A 14,910-nucleotide genomic window follows, 5' to 3' on the forward strand; every position below is an offset into this window, starting at 1 on the left:
AACACGGTGAATCGAGCGCCGAGGGGACTGTGTTGGTCTCGACACCGGCTCGCTGGCGCTCGCCGGGCTCGACCAGCGGTGGGCGGGACCGGCTCGACCAGCGGGGTCAGCGAGCTCGGTTGATCTCCGCGAGCGGGGGAGTCTCGGCGGGGCGCTCGCCGCGACGGGGCTCGCGGTGCTCGTTCTCGAAGGAGCGGGCGCGGGCCCAGTTGCGGCCGAAGCGGCCACGGGGGCGCGGGGCCGGGTCGATCTCGGTGCCTGGCCGGATGACGGCGCGCAGCGAGGCGGCGGCGAGCGGCATCACGTGCTTGCCGTTGTAGGTCTCCAGGATGGCGTTCTCGTCGCCGACCAGGCCCAGCACGGAGAGCGTCGGCGGGACCAGCACCTCGCCGAGGGCGTGATAGCCGGCGGCGGAGGGGTGGAACAGGTCGGCGCCGAACCAGAACGCCGGGGTGGCCTTGAAAGCCGGGCCGAGGACGTCACCCAGCGACACCGTGTGGCCACCGGCGCGGATGACGTGGAAGATCTGCCCGGCGGCGATGCGGATCGACCAGGCCCGCATGATCGACCGCAGCGGAGGCAGGATCGGGGTGGCCGTGCTGAGGTCGGGGACGGTGCCGACGAGCACCTTGACCCCCGCCTCCTGGAGCCGGATGACGGCCTGGGCGAGGTGGCTCACCGCGACCCGCGGGCGCACTCGGCGGATCACGTCGTTGGAGCCGACCAGGATCACCGCGATGTCGGCGTCGGCGGCGATCGCCTTCTCGACCTGCGGGTGCAGGTCGGAGGACTTCGCGCCGATCTCGGAGAGGTCGTGCAGGCGCACCGGCCGGTGTGCCTTCTCGGAGACTCCGGAGGCGAGGACGGCGCCAGGCGTGTCCTCGACCTCGGTCATCCCGTAGCCCGCGGCGCTCGAGTCGCCGAGCAGCGCGATGTTGATGGGGCGCCCCGGCTGACGTGCTCCGTACCACCCCGTCGGGGAGGGTGCCACCGGCATCTTGACCTGGTGGGTCGCCCGGACGGCAAGCGCTGCTTCCGCGACGAGGACCCCGGCGAACGCGGCCGTCGCGGCCAGAACACCCCCGCCGGCGTACGCGGTCTTGCGTGCCAGACTCTTCTTCGCCACGGGGAACACTCTAAAGTCTCAAGCCCATTACCGGGCACTCAGTATCGGGATATAGGGGATCTCACCTAGTGGACATACGCTGTGGCCATGGAGTACGTGGACTCGCTTCTCGACCTTATCGGCAACACTCCGCTCGTCCGTCTCGAGCGTGCGCTGGACGGCGCCGGAGCCTCGAAACCGGGGGAGGGGCCGCTGGTTCTGGCCAAGGTGGAATACCTCAACCCGGGTGGTTCGGTGAAGGACCGCATCGCCACCCGGATGATCGAGGCGGCCGAGGCCTCCGGTGAACTGAAGCCCGGCGGGACGATCGTCGAGCCCACCTCCGGCAACACCGGTGTCGGCCTGGCGATGGTGGCCCAGCAGAAGGGCTACAAGTGCATCTTCGTCTGCCCCGACAAGGTCAGCGAGGACAAGCGCAACGTGCTGAAGGCCTACGGCGCCGAGGTGGTCGTCGCGCCCACGGCCGTGCCGCCCGAGCACCCCGACTCCTACTACAACGTCTCCGACCGGCTCGCCTCGCAGCCCGGCGCCTGGAAGCCGAACCAGTACGCCAACCCCAACAACCCGCGCTCCCACTACGAGGAGACCGGCCCCGAGATCTGGCGCCAGACCGAGGGCAAGATCACCCACTTCGTGGCCGGCGTCGGCACGGGCGGCACGATCTCCGGGATCGGCCGCTACCTCAAGGAGCAGAACCCCGACGTCCAGATCATCGGCGCCGACCCCGCCGGCAGCGTCTACTCCGGTGGATCCGGTCGCCCCTACCTGGTCGAGGGCGTCGGTGAGGACTTCTGGCCGGACACCTACGACCGCAGCGTCGCCGACCGGATCATCGAGGTCTCCGACGCCGACTCCTTCGCCTACACCCGCCGGCTCGCCCGCGAGGAGCAGCTGCTCGTCGGCGGCAGCGCCGGCATGGCTGCGTACGCTGCCAAGCAGCTCGCCGCGGAGCTGGCCGGCACGCCCGAGGGCGAGAACGCCGTGATCGTCGTGCTGCTGCCCGACTCCGGGCGCGGCTACCTGACCAAGGTGTTCAACGACGAATGGCTGGCCCAGTACGGCTTCGCAATCGGCGAGGCGGCCAAGCAGACCGTCGGCGACGTGCTGCGCGGCAAGTCCGGCCGGCTGCCCGACCTGGTCCACACCCACCCCGGCGAGACGATCGCCGAGGCGGTGCACATCCTGCAGGAGTACGGCGTCTCGCAGATGCCCGTCGTGCGTGCCGAGCCGCCGATCGTGGCCGCCGAGGTCGCCGGCTCGGTCTCGGAGCGCACCCTGCTGGAGGCGCTGTTCACCGGCAAGGCCAAGCTCACCGACTCGGTCGAGGAACACATGTCCCCGCCGCTGCCCTCGATCGGCTCCGGTGCGGACGCCCACGACGCCGCCCACACCCTGGGCGACTCCGACGCGCTGCTGGTGCACGAGGACGGCAAGCCGGTCGGTGTGCTCACCCGCCAGGACCTGCTCTTCTTCCTGACCAGCTCCTGAGGCGACGGTCACCCTCCCCCTGGCGGGGGAGGGTGACGTACGCCATGATGCGGGGTCATGATCGCGTACCCCCACATGCGCCGGTCGGCCCTGGCCGCGGCTTCTCTGCTCACGCTGTTCTCGCTGACCGCCTGCGGCGGTGGTCAGGACAGCAACGAGAACAGCGACCGTCCCAGCATCGCCGACATCGAGGGTCAGATCACCAAGAGCAGCGGTGACCAGGTGACCGAGGACCAGTCGGCGTGCCTGGCGAAGACCTACTACGAGTCGGACCTCTCCGACGAGGCGGTGCGGCTGCTGGTGGAGGCCGAGGACGTCTCCAAGATCAGCCCGGAGGACCTCTCGGAGGCCGACCAGAAGGCGAGCAAGGAGCTCTACGACCCGTTGGTGAAGTGCCTGTCGCCGGAGGGATCGCGGGAGTAGTCGCCGTCCGGCGCCGGCCGGAGCCAGGTGGTGGCCACCCGAGCGAGGTCCTCGCGGCCGGAGACCCCGGTCTTGCGGCTGATGTTGTGCAGGTGGGTCTCGACGGTGCGGGTGCTCATCTCGAGATCCGCGGCCAGGGACGCGGTCGTGGGGCCGTCGGGCAGCAGCCGGAGCACCTCGCTCTCCCGCGCGGACAGCCCGATGTGGGTCGCCGCGCGGCGGAACAGACCGGCTCGGTTGCCGGAGATCTCCGAGCGCTCCCACGCGATGTCGAGGGTGTCGGCGGCTTCGGCGAGGTCGCCCGCCTCGCGCTGCAGGATCGCCAGCGTGATGGCCGCCCTGGTCACGAAGACGAGGGCCCCGGCGTCGGCGAGGGTCACGATCGCCTCGCGGAGGGCGTCGATGTTGCCGGCGGCGGTCGCGGCTGCGTACGCGCCCATGCCGTGCAGCAGCGGGCTCTCGGTGCCGGTCGCGAGGCTCGCGGCGCGGGTGATGTGCTTGTTCTCGTTGGCGCCGCGCTCGACCGCCTCGACGGCGAGGAAGACGCCGCCCGTCACGTAGCCGGCGTCGAGCCGCTGGCCGACGAGCTCGCACAGCTCCTTGAGGCTGGGCATCCGGCCGCTGGGCGGCGCCATGATGCTGGCCACCATGCCGGGCCACGGGCCGAAGGCCACCTTCGCGCCACCGATCTGGGAGGCCAGGCTGCGGGCGTACTCCGGCCGCCCCTGCGCCATCGCGATCTCCGCGCCGAGGGTCAGGATGCCGGTGTGGGCGACGTCGCGGTAGGCGGCGACGCTCGAGGAGGAGAGGCTCTGGAACGCTGCCTGGCTCGCCTCGGTCAGCCGGCCCGCGATGCTCAGGCCGAGTACGCAGAGATAGGCGTGGGCCTGAATCAGCATCGCGTCGCCGCTCTCGTTGGCCCGCTGCAGCTGGTCGCGGGCGAAGTCGATGCCGCGTTCCAGATCGCCGCCGAGCACGTCGGCCAGCCCGACGAGGAAGGCGTGCAGCCCGGCAGGGTGAAGGTGCTGTGGCTGCTGGCTCTCCAGCAGGTTGCGCGCCTGCTCGACCATCCCGGCCGCGAGGAGGCGCTCGGCGGCGACGACGCCGAGCAGCTCCGCGCCGGTCGCGTCGCGCGGGTCGGGCTCGACCGACGGCAGCTCGGGGACGTACTCGGTCTGGAACTGCAGGTGGGCTCGGGCGCCTTCGAGCGTCGCGGCGAAGGTGGGCAGTCGGGTGAGGCCGTCGTCGAGCACGGCCTTGGCGGCCTTCAGGTCGCCCAGCTCGACCGCCTTCCAGGTGGCGAACCAGGCCAGCATCCAGGCCGACTCCTGGGTGTCGGCCAGCGGGGTGCGCCGCTCGACCTCGTCGATCTGGTCACGCGGCGCGGCGGTGTTGCGGAGCGCGACGAGCAGCGGCAGCGCGGTCTCGGCCGACGGCGTCTCGGTCCAGGCGCGGCGGGCGCGGGCGACCTCGTCGGCCATCTGCCGCTGGGTGCGCTGGTGGAGCAGGGCGGCGTCGGCGCCCCGCGGGCGGTGGGTGGCGTAGTCGAGGAGCCGCTGGTCGGCGGCGAGGTGGTTGCGCGCGATCACCAGCCCGAACGCCGAGCCCTCGGTGATCAGGTAGTCGCCGATGAGGGGAGGGTAGAGGCCGACGACGCCGCTGCCCGGTCCGTCCTCGCTGTGGCGCGCCAGCCCGTGGGCGAAGAGGGCGTCGAGCACGGTGCGTTCGAGCAGCTTCTCGGCCTCGTCCAGCGGCACCGGTCCCGTCACCGCGAGCGCGGTCGCGCCGTCCCAGGCGTCCTGGTCGAGCCCGGCGACCAGCGGCTCGACCGCCGAGGCCAGCTCAGGAGCCCAGCCCGTACGCCGCGGCAGCCGCCACAGCCCGTCGAGCTGCTCCAGCACCCCTGTCCGTGGCCCGACGGTGGCGATGGCCCGGACCAGGCCGACCAGCCCGCCGGTCGCCATCGCGATCCGAGCCAGAGACCCGGCCTCGACCGGAGCCCCGAGGATCTCCCGGCACACCTCGTGCACCTGGTCGACCTCGAGCGCGGGGGCACGCACCTGGACCGACGGGGCGATCCCGACCATCAGCGTGTTCTCGGCGACCGGGTGCTGGTGGCGGCTGCTGGTCACGGCGAGGAGACGTCGCTGGCGGTGGATGTTGCGCAGGGCGCCGACCGAGTAGGTGTCGAGCGCGTCGGCGTCGTCGATCACCAGGACGGTGCCGCTGCTGACCTGCTTGCTCAGTGCCGTGGTCATCTCGCCGATGGTCCTGCGGGGCCCGGCCGGCGTCGCGGTGCCGATGCCGGCCGCGGTCAGCGCGGCGAACGGCTCGTTCTGCCAGGCACGATGGCCGCTGACGTGGAGCACCGGGACGCCCTCGTCCTCGAGGCGGTCGGCGACCAGGGCGCAGATCTCGCTGCGTCCCGATCCCCGGGGGCCGACGAGGTGCACGCTCAGACCCGCGCCGACGTAGTCGGCGACCTCGTCCACCACGCGCGCGAGGACGCCTTCGCGATCGGACATGGCCACCCCCAGCCTCAAGGTACAGCCAAATGCATACCGGATTTTCTGTGGGAGCGCTGTATCGCCCGCGTATTGGGTCAACTGATACGCAGGTTACCTGTTTACAGTACGTAAACAGTCCGCCCGCGACCGCAACCTCAGGCCGCGGATGATGAGATAGTGATCTCACGGGCTGAGGTTCACCTCGGCCTGCACCACTGAGTGACCACCAGGTCGCCGCATCAGCTCCCCCATCTGTTGCGGCCCTGGTGGCACGAGGGCCAGAGCCCGGCCGTCCCGGACTCGAGGTCGCGATCATCCCCCCGCGGTCGTGACCTCGAGCCCAGGGCGGCCGGGATGGTTTTCGAGACGGCGTCGCGCCGCCGTCGTGGGGTGGCTCACAAGGAACGGCCCCTCACGGGAGGTGGTGCTGAGGTGCGTGTTACGCCAGTGACATAGTGACCGACGTGGACAGCGTCCTGGAGTTAGCCAGGTGGCAGTTCGGCATCGTGACCGTCTACCACTTCCTGTTCGTCCCGCTCACGGTGGGACTCACCATGCTCGTCGCCGTGCTGGAGACGATCTGGCTGCGTACGAAGAACCCTGAGTGGCTTCGGCTGACCAAGTTCTTCGCGAAGCTCTTCCTGATCAACTTCGCGCTCGGTGTGGTCACCGGGATCGTGCAGGAGTTCCAGTTCGGGATGACCTGGTCGGACTACTCCCGCTTCGTGGGAGACGTCTTCGGGGCTCCGCTGGCGATCGAGGCGCTGCTCGCCTTCTTCCTGGAGTCGACCTTCCTCGGACTGTGGATCTTCGGCTGGGACAAGCTGCCGCGTGCGCTGCACAACGCGTGCATGTGGATCGTCCACCTCGGCACGCTCGCCTCGTCCTGGTTCATCCTCGCCGCCAACTCCTGGATGCAGCACCCGGTCGGCTACAAGTTCAACGAGGTCACCGGCCGCGCCGAGCTCACCGACTTCTGGGCGGTGATGTTCAACAAGGTGCAGCTGGGCACGTTCCCGCACGTCATCCTCGCGGCGTACCTGACCGCCGCCGCCTTCATGCTCGGCATCCTCGGCTGGCTCTACATGCGCCGCCCGGGGACCGACGGGTCCGAACGGCCGATGTATCGGCGCGGGATGGTGCTCGCGGCCTGGGTGATGGTCTTCTCCGGCGTCGGGGTGGCGGTCTCAGGTGACGTCCAGGGCAAGATCATGACCGAGGTGCAGCCGATGAAGATGGCGGCCGCGGAGGCGCTGTGGGAGACCTCGGACTCGTGCGCGCCGTTCTCGATCCTGACCATCGGCACCCGCGACGGGAAGCACGAGAAGTGGGCTCTCGAGGTGCCCTGCGTGCTCTCCTTCCTCGGCACCGGCACCTTCGACGGCAAGGTCGAGGGCATCTACGACCTGCAGGAGAAGTACCGCTCGACGTATGGAGCGACGCCGGGGGAGACCTACTACTCGCCCGGTGACTACACCCCCAACATCCCGGTCACCTACTGGACGTTCCGCTGGATGATGGGCCTCGGCGTGGTCGGCGGTCTCGTCGGGCTGGCGGTGCTGTGGCTGACCCGTCGGGGACGTACGCCGACAGGGTTCGTCGGGCGGGTCCTGCCGGCGCTGGCCATCTCCGCGCCGGTGATGGTGCTGCTGGGCAACTCGATGGGCTGGATCTTCACCGAGATGGGGCGCCAGCCGTGGGTCGTCTTCGGCGTGCTGACCACCGCCAACGGCGTCTCGCCGGGCGTCGAGCCGTGGGAGGTGTGGATGTCGCTGCTCGGGTTCACCGCGCTCTACGCAGTGCTCGCCGTCATCGAGGTGGGCCTGTTGATCAAGTACGTGAAGAAGGCTCCGGACCCGTTCGTGGAGCCCCCCTCACCGTCCCTGCGCGGCTCCGAGAAGGATGCCGACGAGCCGATGAACTTCGCGTACTGAGGAGCCTGCGATGGAACTCACGACAATCTGGTTCTGCCTCATCGCCGTGCTGTGGATCGGCTACTTCGTCCTCGAGGGCTTCGACTTCGGCGTCGGCATGCTGCTTCCCGTCCTGGCTCGCGACGACCGCGAGCGGCGCGTCATGATCAACACGATCGGCCCGGTCTGGGACGGCAACGAGGTCTGGCTGCTGACCGCGGGTGGAGCGACGTTCGCCGCGTTCCCGGAGTGGTACGCGACGTTGTTCTCCGGCTTCTACCTGCCGCTCTTCCTCATCCTGATCGCGCTGATCGTGCGTGGGGTGGCGTTCGAGTACCGCCACCAGCGGCCCTCGGCCACCTGGGCCGGCTGGTGGGACCGCGCGGTGATCTTCGGGTCCTACGTCCCGGCGTTCCTGTGGGGTGTGGCCTTCGCCAACATCGTGCGCGGGGTGCCGATCGACGCCGACTTCGAGTTCACCGGCACGGTCATGACCCTGCTCAACCCCTACGGTCTCCTCGGTGGGCTGGTCACGCTCTCGCTGTTCGTGACCCACGGTGCCATGTTCATCGCCCTTAAGACCGACGGTGACATCCGCGGCCGGGCTGGCGCGCTGGCGCTTCGCGTCGGGGCCGTGGCGGCGGTGCTCGCCGTCGTGTTCCTGGTCTGGACCCAGGCGCTCACCGGCAACCTGGCGACCGCGGTGATCTTCGTGGTGGCGGCGCTCGCGCTCGTGGGCGGGCTCGGGGCTGCGTACGTCGGTCGTGAGGGGTTCGCCTTCGCCGGCACCTTCCTCGCGATCGGGCTGGCCGTGGCCGGGCTGTTCGTCGGGCTCTTCCCCGACGTGATGCCGTCGACCACCGACGTCGCGAACTCGCTGACCACGACCAACGCCTCGGCGACGCCCTACACGCTGAAGCTGATGACCGTCGCCGCGGCCGTGTTCACGCCGCTCGTGGTGGGTTATCAGGCCTGGACGTACTGGATCTTCCGCAAGCGGATCTCCATCCACCACATCCCCGCCGCGCACTGAGTGATCCAGCACCGATGAGACCGAACGACCCCCGACTGCAAGCTCAGCTGACGGTGGCCCGGCGGCCGCTGGCGGCGGTGGTCGCGGCGGGGGTGGTCGGGGCGGTGCTGCTGATCATCCAGACGTACGCCGTCACCGGGCTGCTCATCTCCGCGATCCGTGACACCGGGTCGGTGAGCGGGTGGGCGCTGGCGGTCGTGGCCGTCTTCGCCGGGCGTGCGCTCGTCGGAGTGGTCTCCGACGTGGCCGGCGCGCGGGCGGCCGGTGTCGTGGGAGCGGACCTGCGCCGTCGGGTGGTCGGGGCGATCCTGCGCGGGCACGCGGGTCGCTCGGGTTCCTTGTCGGCGCTGGCCACGCGTGGGGTCTCGGCCGCCGAGCCGTATCTGACGCGTTACGTACCGGCGTTGGTGCTCGCCTGCGTGCTGCCGGTCATGGTGCTCGCGGTGATCGCCTGGACCGACCCGCTCAGCGGTCTCATCGTGGGGCTCACGCTGCCGCTCATCCCGATCTTCGGGGTGCTCGTGGGGCTCGCCACGCGCGACCAGGCGGCCAGCCAGTGGCGGGCGATGGCGGCCTTGGCCGGCCACTTCCTCGACGTGATGAAGGGCCTACCGACGCTGGTCGCCTTCGGCCGGGCCCGCGCCCAGTCGCGCGTCATCGCCTCGATCACCGACAGCTACCGCCGTCGCACCCTCGAGACCCTGAAGATCGCCTTCGCCTCCTCGGCCGTGCTCGAGCTCGTCGCGACCATCTCGGTCGCGCTGGTCGCCGTGATCATCGGGGTCCGGCTCGCCGCCGGCTCGGTCGACCTGCAGACGGCGCTCGTCGTCCTGCTGCTGGCTCCCGAGGCCTACTGGCCGCTGCGTCGGGTGGGGACGGAGTTCCACGCCGCCGCCGAGGGCACCGCCACGCTCGAGGCGACAGCGGACTGTGTTGGTCTCGACACGCCTCCGCCTAGCGGCTCCGGCGGCTCGACCAGCATTCGCCGGTCGAGCCCGGCGAGCGCCAGCGAGCCGGTGTCGAGACCAACACAGTCGCTCCGCGTCGACGGTGTCACCGTCACCTACCCCGAGCGCGAGCATCCCGCGCTGGCGCCGGTCTCGGCGACGGTTCCGGAGCGGGGGATCACCGCGATCGTCGGCCCGAGCGGCTGCGGGAAGTCGACGCTGCTGACGATCGTCGCGGGCCTCCACGAGACGTACGCAGGTGCCGTCGAGCTCGACGGACAGACCCCGACGGCGGGGGACGAGTGGCGGCAGCAGTTCGCCTACCTTCCCCAGCGCCCGGTGTTCGTCAACGGGACGATCGCCGACAACCTCCGCCTGGGATCGCCGGAAGCGAGCGACAGCGAGCTCTGGCAGGTGCTGAAGCGGGTCGCTCTCGCCGACCGGATCGCCGAGCTCCCCGGCGGGCTCGGCGCCGACCTGGCCGAGGACGGCCGCTCGCTCTCGGCGGGCGAGCGGGCCCGGCTGGCGCTGGCTCGCGTCGTACTCTCCGACCGCCCCTGGGTCCTCCTCGACGAGCCGACCGCTCACCTCGACCCCGACACCGAGCGGATCATCGCCGACACGGTCACCGACCTCGCCCGCGACCGCGCCGTCGTCCTCGTCGCCCACCGCCAGGCTCTGATCGACATCGCCGACCAGGTCATCACCCTCTCCGCCGAAACCGTAGAAGTGGCGGCCGAGACTGCAGAAACGGTGGCCGAGTCGGCAGAAATGGCGGACGAAAGTGGAGTCTCGTCGCCCACAACTGCCGATTCGCCCGCCACAACTCCCGATTCGGCTGCCAAAAGTGAGGATTCGGCGCGGGTGGCGCTGTGGGGATCGGCGGTGGTCGGCGGGCTGAGCTGGGCGTCGGGGGTGGCGCTGACGGCGCTGGCGGGATGGCTGATCATCAAGGCGTCCTACCACCCGGTGATCATGACGCTGGTGGCGGCGATGGTGGGGGTGCGTACGTTCGGGATCGCGCGGCCGGTGCTGCGCTACCTGGAGCGGCTGTGGTCCCACGACAGCGCGCTGCGGCTGCTGGCCAGGCGGCGGGTGGAGATCTACGACGCGCTGGTGCCGCTGGTGCCCGGTGCTCTCCCGGGCAGAAGGGGAGATGTGCTGGCGAGCGTCGTCGACGACGTCGATGCCGTGCTCGACGAGGAGCTGCGGGTGCGGCTGCCGGTCCGGGAGTACGCCGTCGTGGCGGCTCTCGCGGTCCTGGCCACCGCCCTCATCGACCCGCTCGCGGCGGCCTTCACCGCGGCCACGGTGGTGGCGGCGGGGGCTGCCTTCGGCATCGCGTACGCAGGAGCAGCACGCGCCGAGCACCTCTCGGTCACGGTGCGGGCGAGAGTGTCCGAGCAGGTGGTCGAGGCGACCCAGACCGCGACGGAGCGCCGGATGTGGCAGGCCGGCGAGCCGGTGCTGCGCAGGCTCGACGACCTCGCGCGAACAGCCACTAGGGCGACCGTCACCGCAGCCGGAGCCGCCTCGGCGGCCAAGGCGCTCGTGCTGCTCACGGCTGGTGCGGCGGTCGCGGCGACCGCCACCTCCACCACCGTCGGCGACGGCCCGATGCTCGCTCTCCTCACCCTCGTCCCGCTCGCGCTGGCCGAGCCCGCCACCACGCTCGCCGACGCCGGCGCGGCGAAGGCCCGCACCCGGGCCGCGCAGCGGCGTCTCGACGACCTCACCAGCCGAAAACCAGCGGTCCAAGCCCCTGAGCAACCGCTGGAGCCGACCGACGACACCACGATCGCGATCACCGGCGTCACGGCTCGCCCCGGCGACGGCCACGCGGTCCAGGTGCCCGACCTGCACGTCGAGCCGGGCGCGAGGATCGGCATCGTCGGCCCCTCCGGCTCGGGCAAGAGCACCCTGGCCGCGCTGCTGCTGCGCTTCCTCGACCCGGACACCGGCACGATCACGCTCGGCGGCCGGCCGACGAGCGACCTCGATCCTCAGGACGTACGGAAGATCGTCGGGATCGTCGACGACGACCCGCACGTCTTCGCCTCCAACCTCGTCGAGAACGTCCGCCTGGCGCGGCCCGCCGCCACCGATGACGAGGTCGAGAAAGCGCTCCGGCGCGCGCATCTCGGCGACTGGCTCGACGCTCTTCCTGCCGGGATGCAGACCAGGCTCGGCGACGGCGCCGCCCAGGTCTCGGGTGGCGAGCGGGCCAGGCTCGCGGTGGCGAGATCGCTGCTGGCAGGGCACAAAGTCCTGGTTTTGGATGAACCTTTGGCTCATCTGGACACCTCGACCGCCGAGTCGCTGGCGCGTGAGGTGCTCGCGCGGGAGGATGGCTCGGCGGTCGGCGCAGAGCCTGGCACGGAGCCCGACACGGCGCATGGTCCGCATGGCGGCACGAAAACCGTGCTGTGGATGACTCACACATCGACCGGACTGGGGCTGACCGATACCGTGGTCTCCCTTCAACGAATGGGGGAAGTGAGACGGTGTTGACCGAGACGAGGACGATCCGGGTCTACCTGCTCGACGACCACGAGGTCGTCCGTCAGGGGTTGACGACGCTGCTCGACAGCCATGACGACATCGCCGTCGTCGGCCAGGGCGGCACCACCGCCCAGGCGCGCGATGACATCGACCGTCTCCAGCCGGACGTCTGCGTGCTCGACGCCCGCCTCCCCGACGGCTCCGGGATCGAGGTCTGCCGCGAGGTCCGAGCAGCCTACCCGGACATGCTCGCGCTCATCCTGACCTCCTATGACGACGACGAGGCGCTCTTCTCGGCGATCATGGCCGGGGCGAAGGGCTACGTCCTCAAGGACATCCGCGGCAACGACCTGGTCGAGGCGATCCGCACAGTCTCCGGCGGCGGCTCGCTGCTCGACCCGCTGATGACCGCGAAGGTCATGGAGAAGATGCGCAACCCCGACGGTGAGTCGCCGCAGATGCAGGCGCTCACGCCTCAGGAGAAGCGCCTGCTCGCGCTCATCGGCGAGGGTCTGACCAACCGCGAGATCGCCGGCCGCATGTTCCTGGCCGAGAAGACGGTCAAGAACTACGTCTCCAGCATCCTCGCCAAGCTCGGCGTGCAGCGGCGTACGCAGGCTGCGCTGATGGCCAAGGAGCTCCTCCACCCCCGCAAGGGGAACTGAGCCGGGCTCAGACCCCGGCAGTGATCGGCACCTGCCACACGAGCTCGGTGCCGCTGGGCGAGCGCGGGCCGATCTCGAGCTGACCGCCGAGCTGCACCGCGCGACAGCGGGCGTTCTTCAGCCCGCTCTCCTCGGCCTCCTCGGGGACACCGCTGCCGTCGTCACGCACGACCAGCTTGATCTCGCCGTCCTGGAGGGTGAGCTCGATCTGGGCGCTGTGGGCCTGGGCGTGCCGGGCGAGGTTGGAGACCGCCTCGCGCAGCACCGGCAGCAGGTGGTTGCGGACCGTGTCGGGCACCGCGGTGTCGACCGGCCCGGTGATCTTGATCTCCGGAGTGAAGTCCATGACACCCGCGTACTCCCGGACGACCTCGCGCACCTGTGCCCGCAGCGAGGAGGTGTCGTGGTTGCTGAGGTCGAAGATGGAGCCGCGTACGTCCTTGATGGTCTGGTCCAGCGCGTCGACCTGCTCCGAGAGCCGCTGGGGCAGGTCGTCGACCCGCTGCGGGTTGCGGCCCAGGGTCTCGAGCTGGAGGCCGATCGCGAAGAGGCGCTGGATGACCACGTCGTGCAGGTCGCGGGCGATCCGGTCGCGGTCGGTGATGACGGCGAGATCGGCCCGGTCCTCGACCGCGCGGATGCGGTCCAGGGCGAGGGCGGCCTGGCCGGCGAAGCCGAAGAAGAGCTCGCGCTCGTGCTCGTCGCGGGCGGCGCTGGCCTTGTCGTAGATCGCCAGCAGCGCGCCCCGGCCGGCGAGCGAGGAGCGCACCGGAGCGACCACGACATGGAGGTCGTCCACCTCCAGGTCGAGCGGCTCGACGATGCGGCGGTCGATCAGCAGCGGAACCTTCTCGGTCACCGCCCGGACACGCTCCTCCTGGCCCGGCACCGCGGCGACACCGGAGACGAGACCGTGCTCGATGCGGGTGCCGGCGCCGACGCCGATCGCCCGCATGAGCGGCAGCGCGGTCTCGCACATCCGCTCCAGGGCGACCGTGTGGTCCAGCGGCGGGGTCAGCGCCCGGTTGAGCTCGGCGCTCGCCTCGAGCCACTTGCGGCGCTGCTCGCTGAGCTCGAGCTCGCGTACCTTGTCGATCTGGGCGCCCGCGGCACGGGCAAGAGCCACGACGAGCTGCTCGTCGTGGCTGGTGAACTCGGCGCCGCCGACCTTCTCGGACAGGAGCAGGTGACCGAAGTCGTGGTCCTTGATCCGCAGCGGCACCTCGATGAACTTGCGCTTGCCGGGATCGCCCGTACGCAGCGCATGACTGCCGCCGCCCTCGGATGCCCGGGGCGCGACCAGCCGGAGCGCCTCGGGAGCGCTGACGTCCTCGGCCGGGGTCGTGGTGTCGACGTCGGCCCGCGCGCGCCGGCCGCGGCTCTTGCCCACGACCTGCAGCGTCGGCTCCTCCTGGTAGCCGTAGGTGATCAGGTCCTGCAGCTCACCGTCGTCATCGAGGACGCCGAGAGCGCCGTAGCCGGCTCCGGTGAGCTCGCACGCGGACCGGGTGATCCGCTCCAGCATGGCGCTCAGGTCGAGCTCGCTCGACATCGCGATGACCGCGTCCAGGAGCGAGCGCGCCGATGGTTCCAGACCGGTCAGGTCCTCGGTCGCGTCGGTGGTCACTCGTCAGAGTCTGTCGTGCCGGACCGGGTGGCGTCCACATATCGGCAACAGTTTCTCCACTGTCTGCCTCAAACTCACGCGAATGCGTGCGTTTGGTCATTCGCCGGAGATGTCGCCGTCGACGTAGAGCCACCGTCCGGCACGCACCTCGAACCGGCTGTGCTCGGCGAGCACGCCGTCGCCCGACGGGGTGCTGTAGGACGCCCGGAACGCCACCCAGCCATGGGTGTCGTCATCGAGGCCGGTGCCCTCGATCTCCAGCCCCGTCCACGTCATCCGTGGATCCGGTGCGGCCACGCCCAGATCGTCCGGGCGGGTCCCCGGATGCCAGGTGCGGAAGATGTAGTCCCAGTCCCCGAGGGCGTACGCCGCATAGCGGCTGCGCATCAGCTCCTCCGGCGTCTCGGCCAGGGCACCGCCGCGGTGCAGCCGGTGGCAGCACAGCGCGTAGCGCTGCCCGCTGCCGCACGGGCACTGCTGTTGCAGGGGCGGTCCGGCGGAGGTGCGGCCGAAGGGGGACGACATGATCCCATTGTGTACGAGTTCGGGTGGATTCCAGTCGTGGGCCCGCAGTGGCCCGACTATTGTGTGGGGGTGGCTCTCAGGCGTGAACGGCTCGGGACGGTGGGGGTGCTTCGGTGACGGATGTGACCATCTGTCTGCTGGGCCCTCTGGTCGT

10 protein-coding genes are annotated in these 14,910 nt (G+C 70.6%); 6 read left to right on the forward strand and 4 right to left on the reverse strand.

Translation table 11 applies throughout. From position 1 onward, the window contains the following. Positions 1 to 106 precede the first annotated feature (106 nt). Entirely contained in the window at positions 107 to 1,126 is a 1,020-nt protein-coding gene (locus G5C66_RS10160; protein ID WP_328532236.1) for an SGNH/GDSL hydrolase family protein, read from the reverse strand. An 87-nt stretch (positions 1,127 to 1,213) separates the two neighbouring features. Here G5C66_RS10160 and G5C66_RS10165 point away from each other — a divergent pair, with 87 nt between their 5' ends. Both G5C66_RS10165 and G5C66_RS10170 read left to right on the forward strand, forming a co-directional pair. Continuing rightward, positions 1,214 to 2,614, forward strand: a complete 1,401-nt coding sequence (locus G5C66_RS10165) for a cystathionine beta-synthase (RefSeq protein ID WP_165110834.1) — start codon at positions 1,214 to 1,216, stop codon at positions 2,612 to 2,614. Between the two features lie 57 nt (positions 2,615 to 2,671). After that, complete coding sequence (locus tag G5C66_RS10170; protein WP_165110835.1) at positions 2,672 to 3,037, forward strand: hypothetical protein; 366 nt, start codon at positions 2,672 to 2,674, stop codon at positions 3,035 to 3,037. Here G5C66_RS10170 and G5C66_RS10175 read toward each other — a convergent pair. Then, on the reverse strand, positions 2,989 to 5,562 hold the full coding sequence (locus tag G5C66_RS10175) for a LuxR C-terminal-related transcriptional regulator (RefSeq protein ID WP_165110836.1): 2,574 nt from the start codon (positions 5,560 to 5,562) through the stop codon (positions 2,989 to 2,991). The two genes, G5C66_RS10170 and G5C66_RS10175, sit on opposite strands and share 49 nt — an antisense overlap. A gap of 446 nt (positions 5,563 to 6,008) precedes the next feature. Between G5C66_RS10175 and G5C66_RS10180 the strand changes: the two genes are divergently transcribed. The 4 genes from G5C66_RS10180 to G5C66_RS10195 are packed head-to-tail and all read left to right on the forward strand — an operon-like array spanning position 6,009 to position 12,604. Further along, positions 6,009 to 7,478 carry a cytochrome ubiquinol oxidase subunit I gene (locus G5C66_RS10180; RefSeq protein ID WP_165110837.1) on the forward strand — a complete coding sequence of 490 codons (1,470 nt, stop codon included), beginning with the start codon at positions 6,009 to 6,011 and terminating at the stop codon, positions 7,476 to 7,478. A 10-nt stretch (positions 7,479 to 7,488) separates the two neighbouring features. After that, the gene (gene cydB, locus G5C66_RS10185) at positions 7,489 to 8,490 is read left to right on the forward strand and encodes a cytochrome d ubiquinol oxidase subunit II (protein WP_165110838.1); all 1,002 of its coding nucleotides are present in this window, start codon (positions 7,489 to 7,491) and stop codon (positions 8,488 to 8,490) included. Between the two features lie 14 nt (positions 8,491 to 8,504). After that, positions 8,505 to 11,948, forward strand: a complete 3,444-nt coding sequence (gene cydD, locus G5C66_RS10190) for a thiol reductant ABC exporter subunit CydD (RefSeq protein WP_165110839.1) — start codon at positions 8,505 to 8,507, stop codon at positions 11,946 to 11,948. Continuing rightward, complete coding sequence (locus G5C66_RS10195; protein ID WP_165110840.1) at positions 11,942 to 12,604, forward strand: response regulator; 663 nt, start codon at positions 11,942 to 11,944, stop codon at positions 12,602 to 12,604. The genes cydD and G5C66_RS10195 overlap by 7 nt, the downstream gene beginning before the upstream one ends. Positions 12,605 to 12,611: 7 nt before the next feature. On the opposite strand, the gene G5C66_RS10200 is transcribed toward G5C66_RS10195, so the two are convergent. Continuing rightward, entirely contained in the window at positions 12,612 to 14,231 is a 1,620-nt protein-coding gene (locus G5C66_RS10200; RefSeq protein WP_165110841.1) for a histidine kinase, read from the reverse strand. A 96-nt stretch (positions 14,232 to 14,327) separates the two neighbouring features. After that, positions 14,328 to 14,756, reverse strand: a complete 429-nt coding sequence (locus G5C66_RS10205) for a YchJ family protein (protein ID WP_165110842.1) — start codon at positions 14,754 to 14,756, stop codon at positions 14,328 to 14,330. Positions 14,757 to 14,910 lie beyond the last annotated feature (154 nt).

The sequence above is a fragment of the Nocardioides turkmenicus genome, assembly GCF_011045035.1.
Classification (GTDB): domain Bacteria; phylum Actinomycetota; class Actinomycetes; order Propionibacteriales; family Nocardioidaceae; genus Nocardioides; species Nocardioides turkmenicus.

Excerpts from the sequence above, each read along its gene's own strand:
- G5C66_RS10165 (WP_165110834.1), top strand. The coding sequence starts at position 1,214 with ATGGAGTACGTGGACTCGCTTCTCGACCTTATCGGCAACACTCCGCTC.
- G5C66_RS10170 (WP_165110835.1), top strand. The coding sequence starts at position 2,672 with ATGATCGCGTACCCCCACATGCGCCGGTCGGCCCTGGCCGCGGCTTCT.
- G5C66_RS10175 (WP_165110836.1), bottom strand. The coding sequence starts at position 5,562 with ATGTCCGATCGCGAAGGCGTCCTCGCGCGCGTGGTGGACGAGGTCGCC.
- cydB (WP_165110838.1), top strand. The coding sequence starts at position 7,489 with ATGGAACTCACGACAATCTGGTTCTGCCTCATCGCCGTGCTGTGGATC.
- cydD (WP_165110839.1), top strand. The coding sequence starts at position 8,505 with ATGAGACCGAACGACCCCCGACTGCAAGCTCAGCTGACGGTGGCCCGG.
- G5C66_RS10205 (WP_165110842.1), bottom strand. The coding sequence starts at position 14,756 with ATGTCGTCCCCCTTCGGCCGCACCTCCGCCGGACCGCCCCTGCAACAG.